This window comes from Burkholderia ubonensis subsp. mesacidophila, from assembly GCF_002097715.1.
GTDB classification, from domain to species: Bacteria; Pseudomonadota; Gammaproteobacteria; order Burkholderiales; family Burkholderiaceae; genus Burkholderia; species Burkholderia mesacidophila.
Window position 1 is genome coordinate 3,267,095 of the sequence record NZ_CP020738.1, and the last position, 12,903, is coordinate 3,279,997.

Here is a 12,903-nt window from a genome sequence, read left to right on the forward strand (position 1 = left end):
CGCGACACGCGACGCCAGTCGGCCCGATTGCTCGCCTCGCCACACGACCACGGCAAACGACGCAGCGACATCAACCGGCCGAACCCGCGCTCCGGGAGTCGTATCGTTCAGCCGCACGCCGACCGGCAAGCACAACATGGTCGTGCACAGCATCGCGTCATCGCGGCGGCGTCGATCGGCCAGGCAGGCGCTGCCGATTCCGATTAGCATGGACGGGCCCTGCGGCGTAACGAGCCGCAGATTCCGACGATCCACCAGACCAACGACACATGATCACGATCCGCCTGCTCGACGCCGCCGACGCGCCCCTGTTCCAGTCCCTCCGCCTCCTTGCGATCGAGACGTCCCCGACCTCGTTCCTGCCGACCCGCGACGAACAGGCCGCGCTCTCCGTCGACGAAGTGGTGTCGCGCATGCGCCCGACGCCGGAGCTCGCGGTATTCGGCGCGTTCGACGGCGACGCGCTCGTCGGCATCACCGGCGTGCGGCGCGATGCGCGTGCGCAGGTTCGCCACAAGGCAACGGTCTGGGGGGTGTTCGTCGATCCGGCCTACCGTCGGCGCGGCATCGCCGAATCGCTGCTCGACGCTGCCGTCGCGCATGCGGAACACGCGTGGCAAAGCGCACAGCTGCTGCTGTGCGTGAACGCGATCAACGAGGCGGCCAGACGGCTCTACCTGTCGAAGGGATTCGTCCGGTTCGGCACCGAACCGCGCTCGCTCGTCGTGAACGGCCAGTTCTACGACGAGGAGCACATGGTGAAGGTGCTGGCGTAACGCGCAGCGCCAGCCGAGACGCGCGGCGCGCTAGCGCCGGTCCGTGATCGTCGTGTCGATCGCCTGCCCGGCGATCACGACGTTCGCCAGCGCCATCCCGCTCACGTTGAACGCATACACCGGCCCCGGCGACGTCGCCGTCGGCGCGCCGCATGCGACCGGCGTGCCGAAGTCGCAGTTGCGGATCGTCACGCCGGAGATCGGCTGCACCGCCGGCGTCGGCGGCGCGCCGTTGTAGTCGAACGCGACCGGCCCCTGCGCGACGATCGCCTGGAAACACGACGCGGTCACGCCGTTCAGCGTCACGTTGCCCGCCTTCACGTCCGCGATCGTGATGGCCTGCACGACGGGCGGGCGCGTGCGCACCGCGTCGTTCGCGCTCCGGTAGTCGCAATCGAACGTGACGATCCCGCCCTGCGCGGCGGACGGGTTGCCGGCCGCCGCCGTCACGACGCCGAGCGGCACGCTCGCGTTGATCGGGCTGCCCGCGAGCAGCGCGCCGCCGTAGCCGCCGCCCTTCAGGTTCACGCCGTTCGGCAGGCTCACGCCCTTCACGTGGAAGTCCTTCACGTAGCCGCCGCGGTTCATGTTGGTCTTCACGCGGATCGCGATGTTGAGCGGGTTGGTCTGCCAGTTCGCGTTCAGCATCGACAGGTTCGTCGCATAGACCTGCTCGACGCCGCCACCCATCTCGCTGCCGAGCGTGATGCCGCCGTGGCCGCTGTTCATCGTGCAGTTGCGGATCAGGTGGCGCAACGCCGGCCCGTATTCCGTGTCGCGGTCCTTGCCCGACTTGATCGCGATGCAGTCGTCGCCGGTGTTGAACGTGCAGTCCTCGCACAGCACGTCGGTGCACGCGTCCGGATCGAAGCCGTCGTTGTTCGGGCCGATGCTGTTCGTCGTCACGCCGCGGATCACGACGTTGCGGCACGCGCTCGGATGGTGCTGCCAGAACGGCGTGTTCTGCGTCTGGTAATCCTGCATCAGCACGTTCGTGCAGCCGATGAATTCGACCAGGCACGGACGCAGGTAATGGCCCAGGCCAAAGATCCGATGCTCGACCGGCACGCCCGCCTCGGACAGCGCGGGCAGGTAGTTCTGGTCCTGCTGCCACGGCGTGACGGGCGACGTGAGCATCGCGTAGAGCGCGTCGGAAATCCCCGGCGCGACGATGCGCAGGTCGACGTTGTTCGGATTCGGATACGCCTGGCTCGGCATCGACGCACTCGCGCCGTACGTGCCCGACGAACCCTTGTAGGTCCACCAGCAGACGCTGCCGTTGCCGCCGCCGGCGAACGGCGTCATCGCCTGCCCGTTCAGCACCGACGTCGGGCCTTCGCCGGTCAGCGCGATGTTCACCGCATTGCGCGCATAGACCGGCGCGCCGTAGTTCAGGCAGTCGTTCGCCTGCCAGCGGCTGTAGTACAGGCGGCCGTTCGCGCCGCAGTCGACGGGGCCGTCCTTCGCGTAGTCGGCCGGGTTCGGGCTGAAGTAGATCGTGCAGTTCGCGCTCAGGTGGAAGTTCACGTGGCTCCGCAGCACGATCGGCCCCGCGCAATACCAGGTGCCCGGCGGCACGACCACGCGGCCGCCGCCTTCGCGATGGCACGCGTCGATCGCCGCGAGAAACGCCGGGCGCGAATCGATCGCGCCCGGCGCGGGCGTCAGTTCCGAGCCGGGGCTCACCGGCGATTTCATGGTGTTCGTGTAGGGGGAGGTCTGCGGGACCGTCGCGCAGGGGCGCGCGCCGTAGCGCGTCACGTCGAAGTCGCGGCCGTGGAACACGAGCCGTGACACAGGCGCGAGCGACGCGGCGATGCGCGCCGCCGCACCATGCTCGCCCCAGATCGGATCGACCGCCGACGCATTCGACATGTTGCCTCCGGCAAAGGCCCGGGTCGCCGCGAGCGGCCCGCCGAGCACCGCGCCGCCGGCCAGCGCGCCGGTCCAGCCGATGCACGCGCGGCGCGACACCCGCTTTGAAGACAGTAATAGAACAGACGAAGGGCGGATTGCGGGCATGGGCGCTCCTCCAGTGTATTGGGCGATCAACGCGCGCGGGTAGCGCATCATTATTCATATGTTGTCGTACTACATTGAATAGTCTAGATGGGGTAGCCGCCTTGCAAGAATCTGTCACTTATCCTGTTTTAATGAGGATATTTTGAAATACGTGTGCGCGCACTCACTTCAAGGATGCGCATCAAACATCTGTTGTCGTATGTTTATGCGCAGAAATTTCAAATCAGGCAGATACGCGGCCGAGCCCTGATCGACCGCGCACACGGAATATGACAAGCTCGCTCACGCGTCATCCGATCAACCTTGCCGGAGGAGCCCAACTTGCGTTCCCGCCACGGAGTCGACCTCATCCGCGCCCGCGCGCTGTTCGAGCGCGAGCGCCGCGCGTTCGCCGAAGCGATGCCGAGATCCCGCGCACTGTCCGCGGAAGCCGCCGAGCACCTGCTGTTCGGTGTCCCGCTGCACTGGATGCAGGACTGGTCGACCCCGTTCTCGCTGTACGTGAAGGAAGCGCGCGGCGCGACCTTCACCGACGTCGACGGCCATCGCTATGTCGATTTCTGTCTCGGCGACACCGGTGCGATGTTCGGCCATGCGCCCGAACCCGTCGCGCGGGCACTCGCCGAGCAGGCGACGCGCGGCTACACGACGATGCTGCCGAGCGAGGATGCGGCATGGGTGTCGCGCGAACTCGCACGCCGCTTCGGGCTGCCGGTCTGGCAGTTCGCGCTGAGCGCGAGCGACGCGAACCGCTTCGTGCTGCGCTGGGCGCGCGCGGCCACCGGCCGCAACACGATCGTCGTGTTCAACGGCTGCTATCACGGGACGGTCGACGACGTGTTCGTCGATCTGGTCGACGGCCGCCCCATGCAGCGCGACAGCCTGCTCGGGCAGGCGTATGACCTGCTCGCGAACACGCGCGTCGTCGAGTTCAACGATCTTGGGGCGCTCGAAGCGGCGCTGAAGGATGGCGACGTCGCATGCGTGCTCGCCGAGCCCGCGATGACGAACATCGGGATGGTGCTGCCCGATCCCGGCTTCTGGGATGAAGCCCGCGCGCTGACGCGCCGCTACGGCACGCTGCTCGTGATCGACGAGACGCACACGATCAGCAGCGGCCCCGGCGGCTACGCGGTGGCGCACGGGCTCGATCCCGACGTGCTGGTGGTCGGCAAGCCGATTGCCGGCGGCGTGCCGTGCGCCGTCTACGGTTTCAGCGCGGCATTCGCGGAGCGCGCGAAACAGGCGAAGCTGAACGCGCCGCCCGGACATTCGGGCATCGGCACGACGCTCACCGCGAACATGCTCGCGATGCATGCGATGCGCGCGACGCTGGAGGACGTGGCCACGGAAGCGGCCTACGCGCACATGTTCGAACTGGCCGCGCGGCTCGCGTCCGGGCTCGAACAGGCGATCGCGACACACGGGCTGCCGTGGTGCGTGACGCGCATCGGCGCGCGCACCGAGTTCCAGTTCGCGCCGACGCCGCCGCGCAACGGCACGCTCGCCGGCCGGCAGCTCGACAGCGAGCTCGAGCACATCGTGCACCTGTACCTGCTGAACCGCGGCGTGCTGATCACGCCGTTCCACAACATGATGCTCGTGTGTCCCGAGACGACCGTGCAGGATGTCGACCTGCTGGTTGCGCTGTTCGATGCGTGTCTCAGAGAGCTGGTGTGATGGCGTGACGCAGCAGGCGGACGCGCGCCTACTGCTCGATCTGCTTGTCGTCGCCTGACGCGGCGGTGGTCTCGAACAGCAACACGAGATCGCCGCCATAGCTGCCGTTGGCGAGGGCAGTGCCGTTCCGGGCCGGCGCGTCGCCGCTGATCTTCAGGTTGTGGATTTCGTTGAAGCCGCCGTCGCCCTGCTCGACTCGTTGGCGACCGCGAATTCCGACCAACCTCGGTCAGGCGCACGGATTTTGATCTTGCTCCATACGCGCGCAGTGTTTATACATACGATTCAGCATTGACGTATCACCGGCCCCGGCGCCATCGCGTCAAATGCGCCGCCTGCGTCATTCACAAGCGAGGTTCTTGAAGCAAGTCTCACTGATGCTGCATGACGCCACTCGGCATCTTATCCATCCCAGTGTTTTGCTTTTTGAAATTGTCTGTAGCGAACAATAAGTACATCTAATGCAATAAAAACCAACAAGGATCTTATTATGTTCCAGCGACACCAGCTCGGATGTGCATGCTGCGGCACCCATTTGTTGGCAACCCCCTTTAGCCAGCGCGAGAGCGAATGGCAGGATCTGCTCAAGGAATTGAGCCGGCTGGAAGCGCACCGAGCGCCGGAGGCCGTGATCTTCTACGGCGGACACATCTATCCGGACCCGGAAGACACCGGCAGGCAAGTCGACGCGCTGGGTATCGGCAACCACAAGGTCATCGCCGCAGGTACGCTCGACGAGGTCCGTCAACGCATGCGGGAGACATTCCCGGAAGTTCGCGAGCAGGCGCTCAAGGGCGGCCAGACCTTGCTTCCCGGCCTGATTGATCCGCACATGCATCTGCTGCCCACCGCGCTGTTCCGTACCAAGCCCTGGATAGACCTGTCACCTTTCGACGACCAAAAACTGAATCCCGATTACAGCGAGGACTCCATCCGCAGGCTGCTTGAGCCAGCCGTCCGCGACGCGCAGAAAGCCGGAGAAAAGTGGGTTTGTGGAAGTGGCGTCGACCCATCGCTGATGCGCAAATGGGTGGATATCGACCGTGCATGGTTGGACCGGATCAGCAAAGACACGTGCCTGTTCCTGGTCAATGCGTCCGGGCATATCGGCTATGCCAACAGCAGCGCACTGCAAGCCGCCGGTCTCCAAGACGATTACCCCGACGGCGTGCTGACCGAATCGCAACTCGCCCTGCTGATGGGCGCCATGCCGCCGCCGAAACCGGCTGATCTGTTTCACCAAGTGCGGGAAGTGCTGCTGAACGCGAACAAGCGTGGCATTACCACCCTGTTCGATGCCGGCCTGGGGGCGGGAAAAGGATTTTATGAAGTCATCCTGATGCAGGCGTTGGCGAGAACGCCGTGGATGACGGTTCGCATGGGCGCGGCCCTGTTCGGCAATGACGACCTCTGGCCGGTGTGGATCAAGCAATTCAAGCCTCAACTGGATAGCAAGCCTGAGGAATTGTTTACCATCCGGGCGATGAAGCTGATCGCCGACGGCTCCAACCAAGGATTGACCGGCCTGCAAAGCAAGCCATACAAGTGCTGCGACGAACACAGTGTTCCCGGCGTGGGCCCCAATGGCCTGTTCAACTTCAATCCCGTCGAAACACTGGCTCAAGTCATGCAGAAGGTCGTCGAGGCGAAATGGCCGATCATGACCCATGCCAATGGCGATGAAGCCATCGCCAACGTATTGGCCGCATACCAGCTGGTGCTGAGCAAGGTTCCTGAGGCAGCGTCCGCCTCGCCCCAACCATCCGGCACACCGGTCGAGTTGCGCCATCGGATCGAGCATGCGTCGCTCCTCAGCGACGACGATCTTCGCACCATGAAGCGACTGTCGATCTCGCCCAGTTTTCTGATCGGCCATGTCGGCTACTGGGGGCACGTGTTCCAGAAGACCATTCTTGGCGACGAACGCGCGCAGAAGCTCGATCGATGCAAATCGGCGCTACGCGCGGGCCTTCGCATCAGTCTGCACAGCGATCGCTTTGTCTCTCCGCTGGGGCCATTGCGCTATATGGAGCAAGCAATGTGGCGGGTGATGGAAGCCGACCCGGAGCATTCGGTGCTCAATGAGACGGAGTGCCTGAGCGCGTCCGAAGCGCTGCGTGCGGTTACCATCGACGCGGCCTGGCAATGCCACCTGGACGATCAGATCGGCTCGTTGAAAGAAGGGAAACAGGCTGACCTCGTGATCCTGGAAAAGGATCCGCTGCAAGCCAAACCGGGGGATCCTTGTCCACTGCGCGAAATCCGGGCGCTGGAGACATGGGTCAGCGGGCGCAAGGTTTATTCGGCTTCCAAGTCGGAAGCCCGATAGGTCCCAGTGGTTCGGATCGCTGATCACCTGTTTCGGAAGCCGGCGATCAGCGGTCACCATTCACCGCGCACAGCGCGGCTCATACCATGCTCACGTGCGCCCTGACGAAGCCGGCTCTCACGCGACCGGCAACGCGAGCCGCGCAATCTCCGCGAAATACCGCGCGCCGATCGACAGGATCTCGTCGTTGAAGTCGTAGGTCGCGTTGTGCAGCGGCACGCCGCCGTTGCCCGCCGCGTCCCCGTTGCCGATGAAGATGAAGTTGCCCGGCACCGCCTGAAGAAACGCGCCGAAGTCCTCCGAGATCATCATCGGCTGGACGTTCGGCTCCACGCCCTCCGCCCCGGCGACGTTCGTGGCGGCCCTCACCGCCGTCTCGACGCACTCCGGCGAATTCACCGTCGGCGCGAACTCGTGCGTGTATTCGAACGTGCAGTCCGCGCCGTGGGTCCGGCAGATGCCTTCGCTGATCTCCCGCATCCGCGTTTCCAGCAGCGCCTGCACGTCGCGCGAATAACTGCGCGTGTCCCCCTTGATCGTCACCGTCGACGGGATCACGTTCCGCAAGCCGTCGGTGATGAATTCGGTGCACGAGATCACCGCCTGCTGGCCCGGATCGAGATTGCGCGACACGATCGTCTGCAGCGCGAGCACGACCTGCGACGCGATGACGATCGGATCGATGCCCATGTGCGGCCGCGCCGCATGCGTGCCGCGTCCTTTGATCCGGATGACGAAATTGTCCTCGCTCGCCATGATGCCGCCCGCGCGCGTCGCGAACGTGCCGGCGCGCAGGCCCGGCATGTTGTGCGCGCCGAAGATCGCGTCGACCGGAAAGCGCTCGAACAGCCCGTCGGCCATCATCGCCTTCGCGCCGCGGCCGTGCTCCTCGGCCGGCTGGAAGATGAAGCGCACGGTGCCGTCGAAGTCCTTGCGCTCGGCAAGCAGCCGTGCCGCGCCGAGGATCATCGACATGTGCCCGTCGTGGCCGCATGCGTGCATCTTGCCGGGCGTCAGCGACGCATGCGCGCGGCCGGGCGCGCTTTCCGCGATGTTCAGCGCATCCATGTCGGCGCGCAGGCCGATCGCGCGCTTGCCGGCGCCGACCGTCAGGTTCGCGACGAGCCCCGTCCCGCCGATTCCACGATGCACGTCGAGCCCGAGCGTCGTCAGGATCGTCGCGACGAAGTCGGACGTCTTCACCTCCTCGAAGCCGGTCTCCGGATATCGATGCAGGTGTTGTCGCCAGGTCTTCAGTTGTCCTTGCAGCGTGCTTTCCATGCCGAACTCCTCGTCGATGTCGATGTCGATGTCCGTCACACGGCGACGGCCGCTGCCGTGCGATCCAGCCAGTCGCGCCGGCGCGCCAGCACCGCTTCGGCCGGCTCGCCGACGCATTGCCGGTAGACCGACGGCGCCGTCGCCCCTTCGGTACTGATCGCGAGCACGCGCGACGTCGCGTCGAGCCCCGCCGCGCGCGCAAGTTCGGGGGCGCGCATCAGCACAGCGAGCCCCGCGAGACCGGCCGCCCCCGATTCGCCGATCACGAGCGGCGCGTCGCGGCCGCTGCCCGTCGCGAAGTCACGCATCGTGCGCACCGCATCGTCGTCGTCGATCAGCATGAAGTGATCGATGCACGGCTCGAGGAAATCCCACGCGAGCGGCGACGCTTCGCCGCACGCGAGCCCGGCCATCACCGAATCGACGGCGCCGGTCGCCTTCGTCGCGCGGCCCGCGAGCGCGCTTTGGTACAGGCAGTCGGCTTGCCGCGGCTCGACGACGATGAAGTGCGGCCGCCGCGCGCCATGACGCTCCCACAGATAGCTTGCGACCCCGGCGGCCAGTCCGCCCACGCCGCCTTGCAGGAACACGTGCGTGAACGCGGGCGCGCCGGCCGTGTCCGCCGACTGGCCGACGAGTTCGGCCGCGATCACGCCGTAGCCCTGCATCACGTCGCGCGGAATCGCCTCGTAGCCATCGTATGACGTATCCGACACGACATGCCAGCCGTTTGCATGCGCAAGCTGGGCGGCGCGCACGACCGATTCGTCGTAGTTGCCGTCGATCCGCACGATCTGCGCGCCGTGCGCGGCGATCGCGCGTTCGCGTTCGACGTCGACGTGCGCATGCAGCACGATCACGCAGCGGCAGCCGATCGTGCGCGCCGCCGCGGCCAGCGCGTTGCCGTGATTGCCGTCCGTCGCGCTGATCACGGTCAGGCCCGCGAGCAGCGACGCGTGGCGGCCTGCGATCAGGTCCTTCGGGTCGAGGTCGTGCGTGCGCCACAGGCGCTTCGCCAGACGCATCAGCGCGACCGGCGCGCCCAGCGCCTTGAAGCTGCCGAGCGGCGAGCGGAACGACTCGTCCTTGACCGCGAGCCGCGCGACGCCGAGTTGCGCGGCGGCGTCGGGCAGGTCCCACAACGGCGTCGGCGCGGCGCCGAGGAGGCGCCAGTTCGACAGCCACGCGCCGCTTTCGTCGGCGGTCGCGATGTTCAGCACGCGCCGCAGCGCGTCGGGATAAGGGGCGCGTGACGACCGGGGATTGGCGATCAGCATGGCAGGCTTGCTCCGGAGGGACGGCCTCGGCAGAGGTCCGTCGGTTGAGTCGCATCGGGAAAGCGCCGGTTGCGCCCGCCCTCGATGAGCAAAATAATATTGCGCAGGCTGGTCAATAAATTCCCCAATTGAGCTGGCTTTGCGCAACAATTTCTCACTTTGGCGAGGCTTCACGCGAAATCATGACCACCCCTCTCGATGCGTTCGATCGCAAGCTGCTGATGGAAGTCCAGCGGGACGCGCAGACGCCCCAGAACGAACTGGGCGCGCGCGTGAACCTGTCGACCGCCGCGGTGAACCGGCGGCTGCGCCGCCTCGCGGAAGACGGCGTGATCGAGCGCTACACGGCGGTCGTCTCGCCGGAGAAGGTCGGATATGCGCTGACGATCGTCGTCAACGTCGAGATGGAGAGCGAGCAGCTCGACCAGATCGATGCGATGAAGCGGACTTTCGAACAGTGTCCGCAGGTGCAGCAGTGCTATTACGTGACGGGTGAGTGGGATTTCGTGCTGATTCTCACCGTACGCGACATGGACCAGTACAACGCGCTCACGCGGCAGTTGTTCTTTTCGAATAACAACGTGAAGCGGTTCAAGACGCTGGTGAGCATGGGGCGGGTGAAGGTGGGGTTGGGGGTGGCGGTCGACATGGAGGAGTGAAATCCGGTGAACGGCGCCTCCGGAAGGTTGTCCGCGAGGCGGGTGAAGACCCGGATTTCGAGGTTGAATCGCGCTTGTTTAAAGCGGCAACGATATTGCCTGTGCCCTCTCAATTACTCGGCGATATTGGTCGTCGATTACCCGGCGATATAGGTTGTCGAATGGGATTCCGCTCGGCGGTCAGTCAAAAGCACCTTATGCAGCGTATACTCAATAACAATACGTAAAGGGCAAGCACAGCGCGATCTGAGCGAATTGACTTCGCAATCCGCAAAACGATTGCTCTATAGTTCAAACCACGCCGGTTAACCGGCGCATCGCAGGAGCAAAAAATGGACGGAGCGATTCTCGGGCGAGCAACAGCGGCGGAGCAAAACGCAGCAGAATGGAGAGCGTACGCAGCAGAGCTCGAGCACTCACTCCTGATCAGCCGAGCCAACAAGGCTGGCATGGAAGCACTTAAGAATGCACTCATCACGGAACTCTCAAAGGTCGATCCGAAGAACTACCTCTTCGTGCAGCAGAACCGTCAACGAATCTTCGATGGCGCGTTCGACTCGGTAGTAAAAAAGGGCTTGCACGGTGCGTAAGCAGGCAACGCCCGAAACAAAAAAAAGCCCGCGAAAGCGGGCTTTGTCTTTGGAGACGATCCGAAATTACACGGCATCCTTGCCTTCAGATGCCCCCTTCGGTCTCCCTGGTTTAGGATCTCTCGGTTTGCCGATCCCCGCGCCGCGCGCATTTTGGCTACCGTGACCGAGGCCAGCGCCAAACGCGCGATTCACGCGCTCCTCCATATCAGACATACGCGACGACATCTGACCACCTACCCACGCGAACACCTGGTCGGGCACGATGTGAATCAGGCTGAACGCGCTGTTGCAGAGCGTCTGGCATAGCCCGACATACAGGCAAATGAAGCCGATGATGCTCACGAGGCCGGTCATCGAATCGTACTGCGCGTTCTGCATCGCGACGCCGAACATGGTGTTCAGAAGCGTGCCGAGCACCACGATGCCCGCGCCGGCCAATACGAACCCAATGACCATGAACGTCGGGCGGAACATCACATTAAGCAGGAAGATGTAGCCGTGCGTCGGGCGTTGCCCCATTCCGTCACCGTCGCCGTCGAGGTGAGTCACGGCCCAGAGCGGCGATGCCACCATGGATTCTCCGACGACCGCGTACCACGATACGACGCCGCTGAACCAGATGATGAACGGCAGCATCGGGATGTAGATCGAGAGCGTCGCGCCAAAGAAGAACAGCGTGATGACCATGAGCACAACGAACGGGGCAACTGCAGCCAGTATGCCCTTCGCGGCACCGGTAGCCATGCCACGCAGCCCGCCCGTCGCGATGTCGCTAACCACCCCCACCACCGCACCGGCGTTCGACTCCGATGCGCCCTCGATGCCCTTCAGAGCAGCGTACGCAGCGAGCGCCACCCAACCCGCATCCAGGATGTAGTCGCCGAGATTCTTCATTCCGATCAGCGGGTTCGTCGTGCCGGCAGGCCCTTGCCCCGAATTCACATTGATCGCCATCTTCACCAGTTCTTTCCCGGAGAAGATCTTGGACAGCACATTCTTCGGATCCATCGATCCTGTCGACAGGTTGTCGACCATGCTCGGCGTTGTCGCAGTCGAAGCGGCACGCTGGCTTTGCCGCTCATACGCGGCCATCACCTTGCGGTAGACCTGCGGGTAAGGCATTTCGTCCGGATTCGTGCCAGCGACCGCGGAGGCCGTCGAATTCGCCAGCGCCGTCACCTGGGAGTTCGCCTGCGCGAACGTTTGGTACCAGGCGCCCATCATGATCCAGCCGTCTCGTTTCAAGTTCGATTCGATGGCATCCGAAAGCCCGCTGATGGCATTCGACGAATTCGCGATCGCTTCCGAGATCGTCGCCTGGTACTGCAGGGCCGCCTGATTGATCGTGTTCTGGGGATCCGCGGGCGGCGTCTGCCCGTTGATGGCCGATACGTATGCTTTCGCATCCGACTCGAGTGTCTTCTGCAGCGCGCCGAGCGCCTTTTGATGCGCACTGAGCATCTTCGAGTAGATCGCACCTGATTCTGGCCCGTAAGCGGCCATGCCATCCGTCGAGTGCGCGCCCGGCGGCGCGGCAATGCTGATTTCCGCCCCCCCGCAAGACAGGCCGCGCCGGTTCATGAGCACCACCTTATTGCTCGCCGCGCCCGAGCTGATGACATTGAATTGCTCGTCCGCATCGACGGACACCCCGCTGTCGCGCGGCATGTTGTCGATCGCCTTGTTTGCCGACTGCGCACACAGGTTCGCTTCGAACAGCGCTTTTGCAACGGTCGTGGCCTGCGGAGACGCCGGCGCGGCGATCATCGATCCCCCGCTCTTGAGCACGCCGAGGGCAGAGTCGAGCGACAAATTGGCGATGCCGACCCCGAGCATCGTTCCCCAGAGCATGATCATCTGCGCCCCGCAGTAGCCGCCGAAAATCGGCACCAGGCCCGTGAAGCCGACGCTCATGCGAATGATGAACCACGGGGACGACTTCTTCTGCCCCATGAACTCGCCATCCTGCCCGGTCGCAATCATGGCCGAACCGAAATGATAGAGCGCCCATATCACGCCGACCGCGAGAATGCAGGAGTTCAGCACCATGAACAGCTGGGCGATCATCCCCCCCGATCCGCCGCCGGCTGCAAGAGGATTGTGGACCACTGCGCCGTAGACCAGCTCGAGCAGCGACATCGACTTGTCGCCGCCCCGATTCGCGGCCGCCTGGATGTCGCCGATCGATACCGACGATTGCGCCGACGCCGCGAGCGGCACCGCCCAGCCTGCAAGCCCGATCAGCCGCGCACTCCACTCGTTTCGCTTAGATTTCATGATTTGCCG

The 12,903-nt window shown here is 64.5% G+C and carries 10 protein-coding genes; 5 read left to right on the top strand and 5 right to left on the bottom strand.

The genetic code is table 11. The features are described 5' to 3' along the window. Positions 1-269: 269 nt before the first annotated feature. Complete coding sequence (locus tag B7P44_RS32270; protein ID WP_084909858.1) at positions 270-776, top strand: GNAT family N-acetyltransferase; 507 nt, start codon at positions 270-272, stop codon at positions 774-776. Between the two features lie 30 nt (positions 777-806). Here the strand turns inward: B7P44_RS32270 and B7P44_RS32275 are convergent, their stop codons facing one another. Then, positions 807-2,798, bottom strand: coding sequence for a glycoside hydrolase family 28 protein (locus B7P44_RS32275; RefSeq protein ID WP_084909859.1), 1,992 nt, complete (start codon positions 2,796-2,798; stop codon positions 807-809). Between the two features lie 321 nt (positions 2,799-3,119). Here B7P44_RS32275 and B7P44_RS32280 point away from each other — a divergent pair, with 321 nt between their 5' ends. Next, entirely contained in the window at positions 3,120-4,478 is a 1,359-nt protein-coding gene (locus B7P44_RS32280; RefSeq protein WP_084909860.1) for an aspartate aminotransferase family protein, read from the top strand. Positions 4,479-4,506: 28 nt separating this feature from the next. Here the strand turns inward: B7P44_RS32280 and B7P44_RS32285 are convergent, their stop codons facing one another. Continuing rightward, a complete protein-coding gene (locus tag B7P44_RS32285) occupies positions 4,507-4,701 on the bottom strand; it encodes a hypothetical protein (protein WP_084909861.1) in 195 nt (64 codons plus the stop codon). A gap of 267 nt (positions 4,702-4,968) precedes the next feature. Here B7P44_RS32285 and B7P44_RS32290 point away from each other — a divergent pair, with 267 nt between their 5' ends. Continuing rightward, a complete protein-coding gene (locus tag B7P44_RS32290) occupies positions 4,969-6,807 on the top strand; it encodes an amidohydrolase (RefSeq protein WP_084909862.1) in 1,839 nt (612 codons plus the stop codon). Between the two features lie 117 nt (positions 6,808-6,924). Here B7P44_RS32290 and B7P44_RS32295 read toward each other — a convergent pair whose 3' ends face one another. Beyond that, positions 6,925-8,088 carry a M20 aminoacylase family protein gene (locus B7P44_RS32295; RefSeq protein ID WP_084910146.1) on the bottom strand — a complete coding sequence of 388 codons (1,164 nt, stop codon included), beginning with the start codon at positions 8,086-8,088 and terminating at the stop codon, positions 6,925-6,927. 35 nt (positions 8,089-8,123) lie between these two features. Then, positions 8,124-9,365 (bottom strand): diaminopropionate ammonia-lyase, encoded by a 1,242-nt coding sequence (locus B7P44_RS32300; protein ID WP_084909863.1) that lies wholly within the window; start codon positions 9,363-9,365, stop codon positions 8,124-8,126. Positions 9,366-9,547: 182 nt separating this feature from the next. Here B7P44_RS32300 and B7P44_RS32305 point away from each other — a divergent pair, with 182 nt between their 5' ends. After that, complete coding sequence (locus B7P44_RS32305; RefSeq protein WP_084909864.1) at positions 9,548-10,024, top strand: Lrp/AsnC family transcriptional regulator; 477 nt, start codon at positions 9,548-9,550, stop codon at positions 10,022-10,024. Between the two features lie 332 nt (positions 10,025-10,356). Then, positions 10,357-10,614 (top strand): hypothetical protein, encoded by a 258-nt coding sequence (locus B7P44_RS32310; protein ID WP_084909865.1) that lies wholly within the window; start codon positions 10,357-10,359, stop codon positions 10,612-10,614. A gap of 66 nt (positions 10,615-10,680) precedes the next feature. On the opposite strand, the gene B7P44_RS32315 is transcribed toward B7P44_RS32310, so the two are convergent. Then, entirely contained in the window at positions 10,681-12,894 is a 2,214-nt protein-coding gene (locus B7P44_RS32315; protein WP_084909866.1) for a DotA/TraY family protein, read from the bottom strand. Positions 12,895-12,903 lie beyond the last annotated feature (9 nt).

What these genes read in the sequence shown, in the direction of transcription:
- B7P44_RS32270 (WP_084909858.1), top strand. Translation starts at nt 270, where the DNA reads ATGATCACGATCCGCCTGCTCGACGCCGCCGACGCGCCCCTGTTCCAG.
- B7P44_RS32275 (WP_084909859.1), bottom strand. Translation starts at nt 2,798, where the DNA reads ATGCCCGCAATCCGCCCTTCGTCTGTTCTATTACTGTCTTCAAAGCGG.
- B7P44_RS32290 (WP_084909862.1), top strand. Translation starts at nt 4,969, where the DNA reads ATGTTCCAGCGACACCAGCTCGGATGTGCATGCTGCGGCACCCATTTG.
- B7P44_RS32295 (WP_084910146.1), bottom strand. Translation starts at nt 8,088, where the DNA reads ATGGAAAGCACGCTGCAAGGACAACTGAAGACCTGGCGACAACACCTG.
- B7P44_RS32300 (WP_084909863.1), bottom strand. Translation starts at nt 9,365, where the DNA reads ATGCTGATCGCCAATCCCCGGTCGTCACGCGCCCCTTATCCCGACGCG.
- B7P44_RS32305 (WP_084909864.1), top strand. Translation starts at nt 9,548, where the DNA reads ATGACCACCCCTCTCGATGCGTTCGATCGCAAGCTGCTGATGGAAGTC.
- B7P44_RS32310 (WP_084909865.1), top strand. Translation starts at nt 10,357, where the DNA reads ATGGACGGAGCGATTCTCGGGCGAGCAACAGCGGCGGAGCAAAACGCA.
- B7P44_RS32315 (WP_084909866.1), bottom strand. Translation starts at nt 12,894, where the DNA reads ATGAAATCTAAGCGAAACGAGTGGAGTGCGCGGCTGATCGGGCTTGCA.